A 14,014-nucleotide genomic window follows, 5' to 3' on the forward strand; every position below is an offset into this window, starting at 1 on the left:
CCCCATGAAAACACGTTATTCCTATTTTTGCCCATGCCCACGTGGCTTGGAAACTGCACTAGCAGAAGAGCTCGCTGAAATTGCCGCGCTCAAAAACTCTAAAACCATCCATGTGCACACCCAAGTGCCCGGTGGTGTTCACTTCTCGGGTGAACTGAATGACGCCTATCGTGTCAATCTTCACTCTCGTATTGCTTCGCGTGTGTTGTTACGTATGGCGCACGGCGGCTATTCGAACGAAAACGACATTTACGATCTCACGCTAGAGCAACCTTGGGAAGATTGGTTTGGCTACCATCACACGATTCGTGTCGATGTCACCGCAGTGAAATCACCACTCAAGAGCTTAGAATTCACCACATTAAAAATTAAGGATGCGATCTGCGATCGTTTCCGTGACCAGTTTACGCAGCGTCCTTCGGTTGATACGAAACAGCCTGATATGCGCATCGTTGGTTTCCTTGACGCGCATAACTATACAGTTTACCTCGACACCTCTGGCGAAGCCTTGTTCAAACGCGGCTGGCGCTTAGAAACTGGTGACGCGCCATTGCGTGAAAACCTTGCTGCAGGCTTATTGCGTACCGCAGGCTGGAAGCCGGGCGTGCCTTTGTTTGACCCCATGTGCGGTTCAGGCACCATCTTGATTGAAGCAGCGCAGATGTTAGCCGGCATTCCACCTGGCATGCGCCGTGAATTCGCTTTCGAAAAATTCGCTGCGTTCAATGAAGAAGAGTGGCAAGACATCAAAAACGCGATTCGCATGAATCCATTGCCGAGCGAGCCAAGCATTTTCGGTAGCGATATTTCCGGTGACATGGTCAGCATGACCCGCAACAATTTGAACAAAGCAGGCATCAAATTTGAAGTGCCGCTGAAACAAATTGAAGCACAGGAAATCAAAGCGCCGACCGAGCAAGCGGGTATTTTGCTGACCAATCCTCCTTACGGCGAACGTATCGGCGTGCGTGGTGATCAAAGTTTCGAACCAGACGATTTGGCACGTGAATTCTTCGCCGCATTCAGCGCCACCTTGAAGCAACGTTTCGCCGGCTGGAGCGTTTTCTTGTTCACCGCGGATTTGGGGTTACCGAAACTATTGCGTCTCAAAGAATCGCGTAAAACACCATTCTTTAATGGCGCACTCGAATGTCGACTGTTCCGTTTTGATATGGTGGCAGGATTTAATCGCCGTGAGGCGGCTAAGCCGAAGGATGCTGAGTAAGCGGCTATTTGCTGAGCATTTGTGTTGGGATATTGAAAATTAGGGAGATGTTAATGCGTGTGTTTTTAGTTTTTTTGGCTTTGTTTTGCTCGATGAATGTGGCTCCTGCACAAGAGTTGGGGAAAGATTCTCGCTTGTTGATTGCTGGTACATCAAGTTTGAAGTTTAAGAATGACCGCGCAGTCGCTTGGTTTAGTATTACTGAAGAAGGTAAGGACAAAGAGGTCGCCGCTTCAGCCGTGAACAAAAGGGCGAAACTCATCCTCGATCAATTAAAAACCAATTACCAAGAAGTAGAAGTCACGACTTCATCTTATTCGGTGGAGTCGATCGAGGAAGAAGTGGAAACCCAAATTTCACCGACGAAGAAGACTTTGAAAAGTCAAAGAATTGGCTGGCGTGTAAGACAAAGCGTGAGCATGCGGACCACGGCCTTGGATACCCTACCCAAACTCATCAGTGAATTTCAACAGAAAATGGAGTTAGATAGTTTGGGCTTTGAGCTTTCAGAGGCAGCACAGAAGCGGGCTGAGAAAGATCGCCTCGATGCTGCTTATCAGAATTTGTTTGAACGTATGAATGTCGTAGCTCAAATCATGGGGAAAAAGTCAGCAGACTTCCTTATCGATTCGATCGACTTTGATGGTATCGAAAGCCGTAGTGGCCGCTATCAAACCGTTACAGTCAGCGCATCAAGTGTTCGAAGGAAGGGCTTCGAACCAAGCTTCGAACCTGGAACAACCAATGTTGAAGCTCGTGTCGAAGCGCGGGTGAGAATGAAGTAATCAGCCTGAAGCCTCGTTTGATACGGGGCTTTTTTTCATTTTCTGGTATTGGTATTTGCAAAATGAAAATTCAAATCGAGCTTGTTGTGCTTCGACGATCTGCATTCTCAGTCGGGCAAGCATTGTCGTTTTCACGTATCCTTATGTTTTTCTTTGAATCAATATTCTTAATTCTGAATATTTGATTAACATGCCTTCGAATCCTCGTCAGTTATGTCTCAATATACTCGCCCCCAACTCAAAGACCCATCATTGATCGCCTATCATGCACTCATTGCTAATCAATGGGTTGAAAGTGCGTCGCGTTTCGCCGTTTTTAATCCTTCGACTGGTGCCTTGATCGCTGAAGTTGCTAACCTTGATACTACACATGCGCAAGATGCTATTGCCGCGGCTCAGGACGCTCTACCAACTTGGTCGGCACTAACAGGAAAAGAACGTGCCACAGTTCTGCGCAAATGGTTTGATTTGATCGTTGCCAATGCAGACGACTTGGCCGCAATCATGACGGCAGAGCAGGGCAAGCCTTTGGCTGAAGCGAAGGGTGAAGTCTTGTATGGTGCGAGTTTTGTTGAGTGGTTTGCTGAAGAAGCGAAGCGTGTATCTGGCGACGTGTTGGCATCGACTTGGGTCGACAAACGCACCTTGGTGTTGAAACAACCGATTGGTGTTTGTGCGGCGATTACACCTTGGAATTTTCCGTTGGCGATGATTACGCGAAAAGTAGCACCGGCCTTAGCGGCGGGCTGCACTATCGTGATTAAGCCAGCTGAACAAACCCCCTTATCTGCATTAGCTTTGGCAGAATTGGCGATGCGCGCTGGCATGCCAGCAGGAGTGTTGAATGTGATCACAGGCGATGCTGAACAGTCAATTGTATTGGGGCGAGTCTTGTGCGGAAGTTCAGTGGTGCGCCATTTATCCTTTACAGGCTCGACGCCAGTGGGTCGTATCTTGATGCAGCAAAGTGCCCCAACTTTGAAGAAGTTAGCCCTAGAGCTTGGCGGCCATGCCCCATTTATCGTGTTTGACGATGCTGATGTCGATGCCGCAGTTGAAGGTGCGTTGCAATCTAAGTTCCGTAATGCAGGCCAAACTTGCGTCTGTACTAATCGCTTCTATGTGCATGAATCGATTTATGAACAATTCTTAGCAAAGTTTGCCGTCGCCATCAAGAAAGTGGTGGTTGGGGATGGTACTCAGCCAGGTGTGCGTCAAGGACCATTGATTGACCAACAAGCGATTGCGAAAGTGAAAGCGCATGTTGGCGACGCGATCGAACGTGGAGCCCGACTCATTTCTGGCGGCAAAGCTCACGAAAAAGGTGGTTTATTTTTTGAACCAACGATTGTTGCTGATGTCCATCATGAGATGCTGGTAATGCGTGAAGAGACCTTCGGACCTCTTGCTGCAGTGATGGCGTTTAAATCGGAAGAAGAGGTCATTGCTGCCGCAAATGATACTGATTTCGGGCTTGCTGCGTATTTCTACGCGCGTGACATCGGTCGTGTATGGCGCGTTGCTGAAAAGCTGGAATACGGTATGGTTGGCGTGAATACGGGTTTGATTGCCAATGAAGTGACGCCATTTGGTGGAGTGAAGCAATCTGGGCTGGGACGTGAAGGTTCTAAGTATGGGATGGATGAATATTTAGAACAAAAATACGTCTGCCTCGGGCTTTAAATTCAATTCTAGGGCGCATTACTGCGTTGCAAATGCTCGCAATACTCTTGTATTGCTGTGCTTTGCGCCTTGTACTGCATCCCCATAATTGAATTTAATGGTGGTGGTTGAGTGTGGTGGGCGCATTACTGCGTTGCAAAATGCTCGCAATACTCTTGTATTGCTGCACTTTGTGCCTTGTACTTCATCCCTATAATTGAATTGAAAGTGTGCAGGTGTTTTAGGGCGCATTGCTACGGGCGTCGCCTTGTACTGTATCTTTGTAATTGATCTAGCGATCAAGTTTTTTGTCATTGTTTGTTATCTCGCGTTTTTGAAAGTTGCACATGCGGTCTAAAGATACCCTCAGCTTTACCCATCTTGCTGTGTTGTTGGCGGCATTGTCTATGCTGGGGCCGTTTTCGATTGATACCTATTTGCCAGCTTTCGAGTCGATACAAACTAGTTTGCATGCAACCTCGATTGAGGTACAGCAGACTTTGACCGCTTACATGTTGTCGTTTGCTGTAATGACCTTGTGGCACGGTGCTTTGTCTGATTCGTTTGGTCGTCGCAATGTTGTGTTGATTGCTTTAATCGTATTTGCCATTGGTTCTTTTGGATGCGCTTCTGCACATACTGTTCACTACCTTTGGGTGTTCCGTATCATGCAAGGTGTGGCTGCTGGTGCTGGGATGGTGATTGGTCGAGCAATTGTGCGTGATTTGTACGCGGGTGCGCCGGCAGAAAAATTACTCTCCCTAGTCACAATGATATTTTCTATCGCGCCGGCGATCGCTCCTATCATCGGTGGTTGGGTAGTTTCGCATTCAGACTGGCGTACCATCTTTTTGTTATTGTTTGCCTATACAGTGGTTTTGCTCATTGCCTGCTATCGTTATTTGCCAGAATCTTTACCGATTGAGAAGCGCCAAGCATTCAATGTGGAATTTTTATGGCAGAGCTATCGCGACGTGTTTAAGTCTCCGCGTTTCTATTTTAAGGCTGGCACTATTGGATGTAATTTTGCCGGCATATTTCTCTTTATTTCCTCAGCGCCCGCGTTTATCACGCAACATTTGAAGCTTGATGCTCAAAGTTTTGGATGGCAGTTTATTCCTATGGTTGGGGGTATCTTTCTTGGCTCGCTCGCCGCCAATCAACTAGCTGGGCGCTTATCGATTGCGAAACAAGTGGCAATTGGATTTACGTTCTTGATGTCAGCTGCGACTGTAAATGTAGTCTTTCATTATTTCTCAGCACCGATGTTGCCATGGTCCGTTATTCCGCTGTTTTTTTACGCATTCGGTATGTCGGTAGTTTTTCCCGGTGCGACATTAATGGTGCTTGAATTGTTCCCGCACATTCGCGGCATCGTCGCTTCGTGTCAGTCCGCTTCTGTGACTTTGCTAAGTGCATTTGTTGCAGGTGTAATGGCTCCTTCCTTGGATCACTCCGTTCTATCATTAGCGCTTGGCCAATTCGGTTTTGCCTTAATGGCTTTAGTCTTGTGGTATTCTGGACGAGCATATTCCAAGATGTACAGTCACCCGAAATCAAAACAGTAAGTGTAAATTGAAGGTGTCTCTGTTTGCTGTATGTCGATTGAAAGGCAATCTGTCATTCGGTTTATCTTTCACTTCAGTTGTAACGAGAGATCATTCATCTTAATAACACTGGTGTCCCAAGTAGATACTTCAGTGTCTGAGTTTTGTTCCCACCTTTTTTGAGACGTGAATACAACGTCATCAAACTGTCATTTTCGCTCGCTATACTGCGCGCTGTCATTGAGTTAATTACTAATTCAAGGCTTCAAAAAAAGATGTAAGTCGCTTTTTTTGTTGTGCTGTTTTCGGACTACGTAACAAAAAATTTTTTTAATTTTTGGAATTTAAACTATGAAAAAATCAATTCTTGCACTGGCACTTTTCGGTGCATTTTCTGGTGCCGCTATGGCTCAATCTTCTGTCACAGTCTACGGTATCGTTGATGCTGGCGTAGCATACAAAGATGCAGGCGCAGGTAAAGTGACTTCTTTAGACAGTGGTTTGAATTCCACATCCCGTTTGGGCTTCAAAGGTACTGAAGCTTTGTCTGGTGGTTTGAAAGCAAATTTCCAATTGGAAATGGGCTTGAAAGCGGATACTGGCGCTAATGACGCTGCACTCTTCGCACGTGGCGCATGGGTTGGTTTGTCTGGTGAAGACTTCGGTCAAGTGAACTTGGGCCGTCACAAATCTTTGACATACATCTACGGTGCAGCGATCGATCCATTTATGGACGGTTTGTTGGGTAAAACAGATTTGATGTTCAAAATCAACAACGTACGCGACAATTCAGTGACTTACATCTCTAACAGCATGTCTGGTTTTTCTGTTGCTGGTCAATATGGCTTCGGTGAAAAAGCAGGTAACACTGCTGCAAACCGTGTGACAAGTATCGCGTTGAGTTATGTAAATGGCCCAATCAATGCAAATATCGTTTGGGACGATTTGAAAGACACTAACGGCAATCGCGCTGCTGCTGGCGGTAAATTGTTGGCTGGTGTTTCTTATGACTTCGGCGGTTTCAAATTGCACGGTATGTACGAAGAAAACAAAGGTTCTGTTAGCTTGACAAACTTGGCTGAAACTAAAGAGCAATTGTACGTCCTTGGTGCAACGATCAAAGATGGCAACAACACGTTCATGGCAAGCTACACTGATTCAAAAGTAAAAACATCAGTTAATGCAGACTCTAACCGTTTCGCGTTAGGTTACACATACGACTTGTCTAAGCGTACTAACTTGTACACTTCATTGGCACGCGTATCTAATGAAAAAGCAGTAAAAACTTTGGCGGACGTGAATGGCGCAACTGCACGTTTGTTCAACGTTGGTATTCGTCATAAGTTCTAATGTTGGTGGCAAGCTCGTGCTTGCTTGCTAAAACATTGTAAAAACCGCTTAGTTTTCTAAGCGGTTTTTTGTTTTGTACTCAAGTATCGTGAAATTGTTAGTGAAGTGTAAAAAGGCTTGCCCACTGCGCGATGTGAACTACAATATGGACTCGCATATGTTTTCCGTAAGTGGGGTGAATCATGAAGAAAATACTTTTGGCGGTTTGTTTGGCAAGCCTTTTTTCAAGTTCTGTCTACGCAGGTGAGGCGAAACTAAAATGGGGAAATCTTGATAAATTTTCTGACGTTCAGGAAGGCCGTGACTCAAGAGAGCAATTTCGCGAACGCTTGACCAAGGAGTTTGGTGAAGTATTTAATAGTTTGGCAAAGAAATTGCCAGATGGTTACACACTCAATGTTGACGTGTCAGATCTCGATTTGGCTGGCGATCTTCGTCCAGGCATGTCCTCCTGGCAAATTCGAATTATGACCGCGGTGTATTGGCCTCGAATGAATTTTAGCTATGAACTTCGTAATGAAAAACAGGAAGTTGTGGCAACAGGTAAAGAGGAGTTAAGAGATATGGATTATCTCAATCGAGTGCGTATGCCATCAGGGAATACACAGTTCGATTTTGAAGAGCGTATGATTCAAGATTGGTTTAAACGACAATTTGCTTCTGGTACTTTTCCGAATAAGGATGCCCATAAAGTCGCTGCTCAGCCGTAAATGTTATTGATACGACAATCTCCATCTCTCACGAGGACTTGGTTCTCGGTTTGCACATCAAGGATAAAGGCGCGTAAAATGGCGCCTTTATTTCTTTGAATCTTGTGTTCTTACCTTTATTGACACAAGTTTCCAAGCCCAAAACTCAGGGCAATTTACTTCAGATTATCCATGTCAGACCATCCAGATCAAAAAGTGGAGGCGGAAGAGCCTCGCAAAGCCATGTTCTATGATCCCACAGAGCATCGTATTCGTAGCTTCGTGACACGTGCAGGGCGCTTGTCCGATGCGCAAGCGAAGGCAATTGAGGCCTTAGGTCCGCAGTTCATGATTCCCTATAAAAAGGAGAATTTAGATATCGCTGGCGCCTTCGGACGCGAAGCGCCAACGGTGTTCGAAATTGGATTTGGCATGGGGGAAACAAGCGCCAAGATCTCAGCATTGATGCCTGAGAAGAATTTTATTGGTGTTGAAGTACACACTCCTGGTGTGGGTAGTTTGTTGAAATTAGTGGGCGCAGCGGGGCTGACGAATCAGCGCGTGATTCAGCATGATGCCTATGAGGTTTTGGTGAATATGATTGCGCCAGAATCTTTACATGGAGTGCATGTTTTTTTTCCAGACCCTTGGCATAAAGCACGCCACAACAAGCGTCGCTTGATACAAAGCCCTCTGGTTGCCTTGTTAAGTTCTCGCTTGAAAAAGGGTGGATATATTCATTGCGCAACAGATTGGGAAGACTACGCAGTACAAATGTTGGAAGTATTGGGTGCGGAGCCTACGCTGAAGAATACTGCTGATGGTTACGCGCCGCGTCCCGATTATCGTCCGGTGACCAAGTTTGAAAATCGTGGTCTAAAGTTAGGACACGGTGTTTGGGATTTGGTTTTCGAAAAACAGTAATCCTATAATTCGTCTTTTCAGGTAAGGCCTTAATGTCATCTTCATGTCATTAAGGCCATTTACAATCTGCCGCATATGGCAGATTTCTCTCCTACTTCCTCTCGTAAGATCCTCATTCTTAGCGTTTCCGCGGGCGCTGGTCATGCGCGCGCAGCCGAGGCAATTCGTGCCCAAGCAAATATCGACTATCCGCACGAGACTGTGGTACATGTCGACGTCATGCAATATGCGACCGCAGGTTTTCGTAAGGTATACACTGATTTTTACATGCACTTAGTGAATAAAGCACCGTCGCTATGGGGCTATTTATATCACTACAGTAATGAGGCGAAGCGCGACAGCACACTTGAAAATCTCAGACGACGCTTGGAACGTTGGAACGCCAAGGCCCTCATGCGATTCATTGCTGAGTTCAGACCGGATGCGATTATTTGCACCCATTTTCTGCCTGCTGAAATTTTGTCCCGCCTATTGTCGCGCGGCGAACTTGATTGTCCAGTGTGGGTCCAAGTTACCGATTTCGATTTGCATAGGATGTGGGTGCATGACCGTATGCACGGTTATTTTGCGGCGAATGAAGAAGTTGCTTTCCGCATGCGTGAACATGGAATTTTGGATGAACAGATTCATGTGACAGGCATTCCCATCATGCCAGCGTTCACTCAAGTGTTAGAGCGTGAAGTCTGCGCTGCCGAATTAACTTGTGATCCAAGCAAAACAACGGTCATGTTAATGAGTGGTGGTGGTGGTGTCGGTGATATGGCGAGTCTGGCACGTCGAATTCTGGAAATGCCAGTGGATATGCAAGACAAAGCTTTCCAGTTAATTGTATTGACTGGTAAGAATCAACAAGCATTCAACGCATTGCAATCAATGCGATCGGAATATTCAGGACGCTTATATCCAGTTGGTTTCACACGAGAGGTTGAACGCTTGATGGCATGTGCAGACCTCATTGTAACCAAGCCGGGCGGCTTAACGACCTCTGAGTGTTTAGCAATGCGTCTACCAATGATTGTGAATGCGCCGATTCCTGGGCAGGAAGAGCGTAATGCTGATTACGTTTTGGAAAGTGGCGCTGCGCTGAAAGCAGTCGATGAGAGTGCACTGTGTTTTCGCATTCAACAACTGTTGAGAGAGCCGCAACGCCTGCGCCAAATGCGTCAGGCGGCCGCAAGTATTGCAACACCAAACGCAGCGAAAAGTGTGATCACCACCGTCATGAACTCTCTTGTGCACGCCGCGCGTGGACTTTAAATAAGTGTAAAGGCAGGGCATTATGCGCATCAATCAGCGGGGTTTGATTCTCAACGTTGTTTGGGTTTTGCTCATGGCAATTTTCTTTGCTGAAGTCGAGATTCAAATCGAAGGAGGCGCGGGATGGGCAACAAGCTTGCCAACTTGGCGCATTGAAAGTCATTGGTTGCTCGATATCTTTTGGGGTGGCAGGGCAATGACGGGTTATCACGCTTGGATGTTCCCGTTTATCGCAATGGTATTTCATCTGCCATTATTTTTTATGCAGACGTGGAGTTGGAAACTACAAGCCCGTTCACTTGCTTGCATTATGGAGTTTTGGATCGTAGAAGACTTTCTCTGGTTTATATTGAACCCAGCGTTTGGTTGGGAGCGATTTAATCCTGTCGATGTGTTTTGGCATAAGCACTGGTTATGGGGCGCGCCACTCGACTACTGGACGTTTTCAGTAGTCGCTTGCCTGCTTTTTGTTTGGTCATATCGATTGCCTAAGCAAGCGCTCAAGACTTAGGTGTAGTTGTCGTTTATCTTTCTATCGCGCCTTAAGCGATTTATCTCATCAACATTTAAGTTCAAAAAAACTCCTTGCTTTTGCAAAAACACTGTATTACTATATTCATACAGTAACTAATACAGTGAGTAATACAGTAAATCAGAAATTTGATGACTGTATTGCAAGCAAAGGAAACATGAGTTCATCCCGTGATTTACCTGCTGACATCTTCCATATCGCTACCGGCAGTAGTGAGCCTATCTATCGCCAGATGATAGAGCAACTGCGCCGCTTGATTGTTGGTGGGCAAGTGCACCCAGGCGATGGAATGCCTTCTGTGCGTATGGTCGCTGGCAGTTTGGGAGTAAATCCGATGACAGTATCAAAAGCCTACAGCATGCTCGAGGCGGAAGGTCTACTTGAACGTCAACGCGGGATGGGAATGATTGTGGCCTCACGTAAGGTGCAAGTCGACGAAGATCAAGCGAAGCTTCAATTACTAAAACCAAGCATGCAACGCTTGGCATTAGAAGTGCAGCAGCTGAAGTTAGCACCCGAGCCGGTGATAACGATGTTTTCAGAAATGCTGGGTTCAGAAATCAAGAAGTAAGTAACAGGTGATTACCCTATGATTGACGATCAGCTTAGCAGTACTCAATGCCCTGATCGTTTTTTTAACGACGTAGTTTTGTAAGGATTGAATCATGAAATATATACAGTCTTTTTTCACAACCATGATCCAAATCGTGACGATTGGATTTTTGAGCTATTTCGCGACTTTCAGTGATGCATTCGCCCAAGCTCCCAAGCAACAGAACTCACCAGTTGCTACCGACAATGCAACTCGTGGTTTGTTATTTGAGATTAAATCAGGAAATAAAGTCGCTTATTTATTTGGCTCCATTCATATCGCTAAAGCGGATTTTTATCCTATGTCACCAAAGGTGGAGGCGGCATATGCGCAATCTGACACGGTTGCGGTAGAGGCCGATGTCTCCGACATGGCTGCAACGCAAGCAGTTATGCCGAAATTCACTTACGTTGCACCAGACAAGTTGCAAAATCACTTGAAGGCGGAAACTTGGACCAATTTCCAATCGACTTTTGGACCTGCTTCTGAGCAGATGCAAGGTTTCAAACCATTCGTGGTTTCATCGGCAGTTGCCTTACAAGTGGGGATGCAGATGGGTTTTGATCCTTCAAAAGGCATCGACCTGCACTTTATTCAACGAAGCAAAGCGGATAAAAAAACAGTGGTTGAGCTTGAAGGTATGGAGTTTCAAGCAAACATGATGAGTAGTCTCAGTGATGAAGACGGTGATGAGATGATTTCCTCACTATTGAAAACGATGAAAAGTGGTGAAATGATGAGAGAGTTGGATCAAATTGCCAACTCTTGGAAAGCGGGAGATGCAGTTGCTATCGCTAAATTGTTCACCGATGCAGCGAATAAAGATGCAGGTTCACGCAAGATGATGAAGATGTTGATGGACGACCGCAACGAAGGTATGGTCAAAAAAATTAACGATATGATGCAGAACGGGAAAAAGTTGTTTGTGGTGGTCGGTGCAGGGCACTTGGCAGGTGAAAAGAGCATCATCGATTTGATGCAAAAGCAAGGTCTTGAGGTTAAACAAATTCGTTAGTTCTTAGTCCTTCAGCCAACTATTTTCACTATTTTTGACGCGTGACTTTGCACTCGCTATGGCGAAGTCACGCCGAGTTCTAGGATGCATATGCAAGTACCTATCAAAATTCGCGGATTGAATAAATCATTTGAGTCGCAATCTGTCTTGAGTCAACTCGATTGGGATATCGAAGCGGGCAGCATTGTCGGTCTTCTAGGACGTAACGGTGCTGGTAAGTCGACCTTGATTGAATGTTTGCTTGGTCTGCGTGAAAACAATGGTGGTGACGTCGAACTGTTTGGCGAGTCAGTCAAAAACTTGTCAGCGGATGTAAAGGCAAAGATTGGCTATGTGCCTCAGAGTTCAGATTTGTTTGATTGGCTGACACCGCGTCAAATGCTGAACTACTTCAAAGCCCTTTATCCACATTGGAATGATACAAAGGTTAATGAGTTAATGCAGCGATGGGAACTGCCGTTTGACAAGGTGATCAGTAAGTTTTCGGGTGGTCAGAAACAAAGATTGGCGATTATTCGCGCGTTGGCACATGAACCAGAATTGTTGATCTTAGACGAGCCAGTGGCAAGTCTAGATCCAGCAGGACGCCGTGATTTTCTACGTGAAATCGTCGACAGCGTGATGGACCAAAATACGACTATTCTGTTTTCTACACATATTTTGTCCGACCTTGAACGTGTCGCGATGAAAGTCGCTTTTCTGTCCAAAGGCAAAATCGTGCACGAACAAACGCTTGATGATTTGATGGAGGTCAGCTTGCAGGTGACGGGGCCTGCCTCGGTATTGAATCAATTGTCACCTTTGAAAATATTACAACGGAGCTCTTTGCCTGCTGGAGAAGATCGTTTGCTTGGACAGTGGTCAGAAGATCAAATGCAAGCCTTGAGCTCTCGCAGTGATGTTCGTGTCGAAAAATTGAGTTTAGAAGATTTGTTTATTGAGATGACAAAATGAAGGTACTACTCAATATTTGGATGCAACCGGTCTACGCCCGTTTAAATTTGCATGGAATACGAGCCTTAGTAGTTCTTGCGCTTACCGTTCCCGTTCTTTCTCAGGTTTTGGTATTTGCGCTTGAAAGCTTTAACGGGAGCTCGTTTTCCTTCAAAGTGTATGGTTTGGTGCTGTTAATTTCCTCAGGCGGTATTCTCGCAATTTTGTTCTACGCGTGGTTCATCATGCTTGTGATGAATGTAGGTTTGCAATATTCGCCCGCGAATGCGAGGTTCCTACCTGGACTCAAACGATACATGCAAGCTGCATTGTTGTTACCAATCGTATTTGCTGGCGTCGTGGCTACTCTTGGATTTGGCTTGATTTCAAACAAATGGGGATGTCTCCCATTTTTTGCTGTGTCTTTATTCTTTTCGTTCTTTGCACTTACCGTAAGAAGTCAGTGGGCGGTCGTTCCCTTTGTTTTGATGTTTCAGTTGCCTAGCTACTTTACAAGTAATTCGGGACACAACCCAGTTCTACTGATTCAGTCCTACACAGGCTTATCGGCCGACTGGCAATATTTTGTTGGCGCGATATTGGTGCTGGTAATATCGCAAACTTGGTTGTTCTCTGTAGGTGATGACGCCCATTTTAAGATGCACCAGCAAGCCCTTAAAGTGCGCAGCGGGTTTATGGGGCAGCGTGCCCAAGATGGCGCATTTGCGCTGAGTTTTGCAATTATCTATTTTCAAGTGATGCGGCGTGAAATTCAAAATGTTTTCAAGCGAAACACGAATCATCTATCGCTCGTGAAATTTGCATTTGGTCCGAAAACTCATTGGAGTACTTTGCTTTTGCAAACCTTGGCTATGTCTGCGGCTGCCGTACTGTTCTTGTACCTTGTTTCCTTGATTAGCAATAAAAAAGCTGACTTTTGGGAAGGGTTTGGATTAGGTTTCGGTGCCTCATTGTTATGTATGATCCTTTTCATGCAACCGTTCATTTTCTTGATTCAGGTCTTTTACGCAATCTATCAAACAAGAGCAGAACAGTCCTTAGTTTGTTTAGCACCGTTGGCGGGACCGAGGTCTTTAGTCGATAAGACGTTTTCCAATTTTCTGTATCGTCAGTTTGCTGTGTTTTACGGTTTGAGTTGTGTAGCGGTGTTTGTCATGGCTTTACAGTTTGCCGCATTTGATTGGAAGGCTGCAGCTTTGATTTTGGGGCTGGCGTGTTTATTTCCGCTCATTGTCGCGATTCCGGCTGATCATGCGAAGATGAAGACAATTCATGATCATCCACTAATGAAATTGATCGTCATCTCATTGGTTACCTTTGTCGCTTTTGGTGCAAGCTTTTTCTTTGTTCCGCTGATATGGGTATTTGCCTACGCGGTAGTGATCGTTGCTATGACGAGTATTTTCTTGGTGCGTAGCCATCGTGCAAGAGCCCGAGGTCCAATCTTTCCGGTCGGATGCGCTGTGTAAATTGGCTTATGTA

The 14,014-nt window shown here is 45.6% G+C and carries 13 protein-coding genes; all 13 read left to right on the forward strand.

Annotated features, from left to right (window positions below):
* Positions 1-4: 4 nt before the first annotated feature.
* Positions 5-1,225: a THUMP domain-containing class I SAM-dependent RNA methyltransferase gene (locus tag H8K36_RS11765; protein ID WP_186916678.1), complete on the forward strand. Its 1,221-nt coding sequence runs from the start codon at positions 5-7 to the stop codon at positions 1,223-1,225.
* 53 nt (positions 1,226-1,278) lie between these two features.
* A complete protein-coding gene (locus H8K36_RS11770; RefSeq protein WP_186916679.1) occupies positions 1,279-2,010 on the forward strand; it encodes an SIMPL domain-containing protein in 732 nt (243 codons plus the stop codon).
* Positions 2,011-2,223: 213 nt separating this feature from the next.
* Positions 2,224-3,693 carry an NAD-dependent succinate-semialdehyde dehydrogenase gene (locus H8K36_RS11775; RefSeq protein ID WP_186916680.1) on the forward strand — a complete coding sequence of 490 codons (1,470 nt, stop codon included), beginning with the start codon at positions 2,224-2,226 and terminating at the stop codon, positions 3,691-3,693.
* Positions 3,694-4,019: 326 nt separating this feature from the next.
* Positions 4,020-5,240, forward strand: coding sequence for a multidrug effflux MFS transporter (locus H8K36_RS11780; protein WP_186916681.1), 1,221 nt, complete (start codon positions 4,020-4,022; stop codon positions 5,238-5,240).
* 330 nt (positions 5,241-5,570) lie between these two features.
* Positions 5,571-6,569, forward strand: coding sequence for a porin (locus tag H8K36_RS11785; protein ID WP_186916682.1), 999 nt, complete (start codon positions 5,571-5,573; stop codon positions 6,567-6,569).
* A 182-nt stretch (positions 6,570-6,751) separates the two neighbouring features.
* Complete coding sequence (locus H8K36_RS11790) at positions 6,752-7,279, forward strand: DUF3016 domain-containing protein (RefSeq protein ID WP_186916683.1); 528 nt, start codon at positions 6,752-6,754, stop codon at positions 7,277-7,279.
* A gap of 171 nt (positions 7,280-7,450) precedes the next feature.
* On the forward strand, positions 7,451-8,182 hold the full coding sequence (gene trmB / locus H8K36_RS11795) for a tRNA (guanosine(46)-N7)-methyltransferase TrmB (RefSeq protein ID WP_230404578.1): 732 nt from the start codon (positions 7,451-7,453) through the stop codon (positions 8,180-8,182).
* A gap of 75 nt (positions 8,183-8,257) precedes the next feature.
* Complete coding sequence (locus tag H8K36_RS11800; RefSeq protein ID WP_186916684.1) at positions 8,258-9,439, forward strand: MGDG synthase family glycosyltransferase; 1,182 nt, start codon at positions 8,258-8,260, stop codon at positions 9,437-9,439.
* Positions 9,440-9,461: 22 nt separating this feature from the next.
* Positions 9,462-9,950 carry a hypothetical protein gene (locus H8K36_RS11805; protein WP_186916685.1) on the forward strand — a complete coding sequence of 163 codons (489 nt, stop codon included), beginning with the start codon at positions 9,462-9,464 and terminating at the stop codon, positions 9,948-9,950.
* A 178-nt stretch (positions 9,951-10,128) separates the two neighbouring features.
* A complete protein-coding gene (locus tag H8K36_RS11810) occupies positions 10,129-10,542 on the forward strand; it encodes a GntR family transcriptional regulator (RefSeq protein WP_186916686.1) in 414 nt (137 codons plus the stop codon).
* A 94-nt stretch (positions 10,543-10,636) separates the two neighbouring features.
* Entirely contained in the window at positions 10,637-11,578 is a 942-nt protein-coding gene (locus tag H8K36_RS11815; protein WP_186916687.1) for a TraB/GumN family protein, read from the forward strand.
* A 90-nt stretch (positions 11,579-11,668) separates the two neighbouring features.
* Positions 11,669-12,532: an ABC transporter ATP-binding protein gene (locus H8K36_RS11820; protein WP_186916688.1), complete on the forward strand. Its 864-nt coding sequence runs from the start codon at positions 11,669-11,671 to the stop codon at positions 12,530-12,532.
* The gene (locus H8K36_RS11825; RefSeq protein ID WP_186916689.1) at positions 12,529-14,001 is read left to right on the forward strand and encodes a hypothetical protein; all 1,473 of its coding nucleotides are present in this window, start codon (positions 12,529-12,531) and stop codon (positions 13,999-14,001) included. The genes H8K36_RS11820 and H8K36_RS11825 overlap by 4 nt, the downstream gene beginning before the upstream one ends.
* Positions 14,002-14,014: the final 13 nt, after the last annotated feature.

This window comes from Affinundibacterium nitidum (genome assembly GCF_014284155.1).
Classification (GTDB): domain Bacteria; phylum Pseudomonadota; class Gammaproteobacteria; order Burkholderiales; family Burkholderiaceae_D; genus Undibacterium; species Undibacterium nitidum.

Excerpts from the sequence above, each read along its gene's own strand:
- H8K36_RS11765 (WP_186916678.1), top strand. The coding sequence starts at position 5 with ATGAAAACACGTTATTCCTATTTTTGCCCATGCCCACGTGGCTTGGAA.
- H8K36_RS11770 (WP_186916679.1), top strand. The coding sequence starts at position 1,279 with ATGCGTGTGTTTTTAGTTTTTTTGGCTTTGTTTTGCTCGATGAATGTG.
- H8K36_RS11775 (WP_186916680.1), top strand. The coding sequence starts at position 2,224 with ATGTCTCAATATACTCGCCCCCAACTCAAAGACCCATCATTGATCGCC.
- H8K36_RS11780 (WP_186916681.1), top strand. The coding sequence starts at position 4,020 with ATGCGGTCTAAAGATACCCTCAGCTTTACCCATCTTGCTGTGTTGTTG.
- H8K36_RS11785 (WP_186916682.1), top strand. The coding sequence starts at position 5,571 with ATGAAAAAATCAATTCTTGCACTGGCACTTTTCGGTGCATTTTCTGGT.
- H8K36_RS11790 (WP_186916683.1), top strand. The coding sequence starts at position 6,752 with ATGAAGAAAATACTTTTGGCGGTTTGTTTGGCAAGCCTTTTTTCAAGT.
- trmB (WP_230404578.1), top strand. The coding sequence starts at position 7,451 with ATGTCAGACCATCCAGATCAAAAAGTGGAGGCGGAAGAGCCTCGCAAA.
- H8K36_RS11800 (WP_186916684.1), top strand. The coding sequence starts at position 8,258 with ATGGCAGATTTCTCTCCTACTTCCTCTCGTAAGATCCTCATTCTTAGC.
- H8K36_RS11805 (WP_186916685.1), top strand. The coding sequence starts at position 9,462 with ATGCGCATCAATCAGCGGGGTTTGATTCTCAACGTTGTTTGGGTTTTG.
- H8K36_RS11810 (WP_186916686.1), top strand. The coding sequence starts at position 10,129 with ATGAGTTCATCCCGTGATTTACCTGCTGACATCTTCCATATCGCTACC.
- H8K36_RS11815 (WP_186916687.1), top strand. The coding sequence starts at position 10,637 with ATGAAATATATACAGTCTTTTTTCACAACCATGATCCAAATCGTGACG.
- H8K36_RS11820 (WP_186916688.1), top strand. The coding sequence starts at position 11,669 with ATGCAAGTACCTATCAAAATTCGCGGATTGAATAAATCATTTGAGTCG.
- H8K36_RS11825 (WP_186916689.1), top strand. The coding sequence starts at position 12,529 with ATGAAGGTACTACTCAATATTTGGATGCAACCGGTCTACGCCCGTTTA.